The organism is Halorussus halobius, assembly GCF_004765805.1.
Lineage (GTDB): Archaea > Halobacteriota > Halobacteria > Halobacteriales > Haladaptataceae > Halorussus > Halorussus halobius.
Genome location: NZ_SBIU01000017.1, coordinates 1 through 1,047, shown reverse-complemented (window position 1 = coordinate 1,047; position 1,047 = coordinate 1). Strand labels below are relative to the sequence as shown.

Annotated in this window: 1 protein-coding gene and 1 pseudogene; one reads left to right on the top strand and one right to left on the bottom strand. The window is 52.5% G+C overall.

What is annotated here, in order from left to right; genetic code table 11:
• Positions 1 to 659: 659 nt before the first annotated feature.
• On the top strand, positions 660 to 911 hold the full coding sequence (locus EPL03_RS19665; protein WP_135830782.1) for a hypothetical protein: 252 nt from the start codon (positions 660 to 662) through the stop codon (positions 909 to 911).
• Positions 912 to 941: 30 nt separating this feature from the next.
• On the opposite strand, the pseudogene EPL03_RS19660 reads toward EPL03_RS19665, so the two are convergent.
• A pseudogene (locus EPL03_RS19660) lies at positions 942 to 1,047 on the bottom strand (IS5/IS1182 family transposase); the annotation flags it as partial.

Below are 1,047 nucleotides of genomic sequence, written 5' to 3'. Positions count from 1 at the left end.
GAGCCGACGCATGATTCTCGATGAGGAGGCTTTGGTGTGCACAGCCGTCGCCTCCTCATTCCTCTCGAAAAGAAGCCTCGATAAGCCGCCGCTGTCTCGTGGTTCTCCTCTTAGCTAAAGACGGATGCACAAACACGAGAAATGGCGATGGACATCCGTCTCCTGTCCGTGGTTACAGCACTTAGTTGATGCGTCTCTTACCAACGAATTCGTCGATTTCTCTCCACGAGCGGCTCGTATTTTTACCTCGTTTCGGGGTACGCTCAATAATAGCGGCTCTCTTGCACTGTGGTACCCGGACGGTTCTGCATTCGCGGATCTCCTCGCAGACCACGGTTTTAGCGTAACTACCAATGCATACGAGGGACGATCAGATCTGCTTTGGTTCAACCGACAAACATCAGTGGAGTATCTCGACTGGATTGACGGCCCGATACCACCGCTGGCGATGAAGTTCGAGAGTGGGTGAGGACAGAGATCAGCAGCTGTCGTTTGTGGGTAGAACGAACAGTGTGAGTGGTAGTCTATATTCCCTCACAGGGTATCACATAACAGTTCTCATACTGTGCTACAGTATCCGACGAACGGTCAGTACAGGTGGTACACTTATCGCGCTGTACAAGCCAATTATATAATGGATGGCGAGCATAGTACTCGATATGGGCGACTCCGACAACCTCTCTGAAGCCGAAATTCGGCGTGCCGTGAGAGAGGAGATGTCAAGAGCGGGGCGGTCAGTTCTCTCAACTGTCTTTTGGACGATACTGGCAGCATTCACGGTTCTCGTTGGCCTTCAAGCGGTTCAAATGGCATTCTACACAGCTGGCTTGGCTGCTGTGGCCTTTACTGGGGTCGGTATACTCGTTACGGGCGCTAGCATCTATCTCCTTTATCTCCTTCACTGGGCCTAGCAACGTTGAGAGGGTGTCATAGAACTCTTCTCACACCGTGATGATCGTACTTCCCGGATTGTCTCCACGTTCGTAGTTGGTGATAGCGACGACGAGGCGAAGGCACAGGGCAACAAACACCTGCGCCCGTGCGTGG